The following is a 737-nucleotide window of genomic DNA, read 5'->3' on the forward strand; positions in this document are numbered from 1 at the left end:
GCTACGACCAGGTCCAGCGAGCGTTCCATCAGGATCGCCACGCCGTCTTCCAGGCCGACGCCGGCGGTGTACAAGCGATCGGCCAGTGCATCGGCGCGTGCATCCAGCTGCGCGTAGGTCAGTGTTTCCTCGCCAAACACCAGCGCCACGGCATCGGGCGTGCGCGCCGCTTGCTGGGCGAACAGCGCGGCGACGCTTTCGTCCGGTAGCGGCTGGGCGGTGTCGTTCCAGTGGTGCAGCAGGTGCTGGCGTTCGGCGGTATCGAGCAGATCGAGCTGCGGCACCGGCCGCGCCGGATCGGCTGCCACCGCTTCCAGCACGCGCACGAAACGCTCGGCCAGGAGCTGCACGCTGGCCTCGTCAAACAGATCCGAGGCGTATTCGATTTCACCCACCAGGCCATCCGGCAGACCGCTGCGCAGCAACTCGTTCAAGCCGAAGGTCAGGTCGAACTTGGCTACGCCCAGATCCGGCACGCTGTTCTCGGCCGCCAGGCCCGGCAAGGCCAGCGTCCATTCGGCATTGTTCTGCAGTACCAGCACCACCTGGCATAGCGGCTGGTGCGCTTGCGAGCGCACCGGATTGATCGCTTCGACCAGCCGTTCGAACGGCACGTCCTGATGCGCATAGGCGGCCAGCGCGGTTTCGCGTACACGTTCCAGCACCGTACTGAAGTCCGGCGTGCCGGACAGATCCGTGCGCAACACCAGGGTGTTGACGAAGAAGCCGATCAGCTC

1 protein-coding gene is annotated in these 737 nt (G+C 65.9%); it reads right to left on the reverse strand.

Annotation, left to right across the window (positions count from 1 at the left end):
* Positions 1–737: condensation domain-containing protein (locus tag IGX34_RS21940; protein WP_192557895.1), on the reverse strand; the 737-nt coding region annotated here is incomplete at both ends.

The sequence above is a fragment of the Dyella acidiphila genome, from assembly GCF_014863405.1.
Classification (GTDB): Bacteria; Pseudomonadota; Gammaproteobacteria; order Xanthomonadales; family Rhodanobacteraceae; genus Dyella_B; species Dyella_B acidiphila.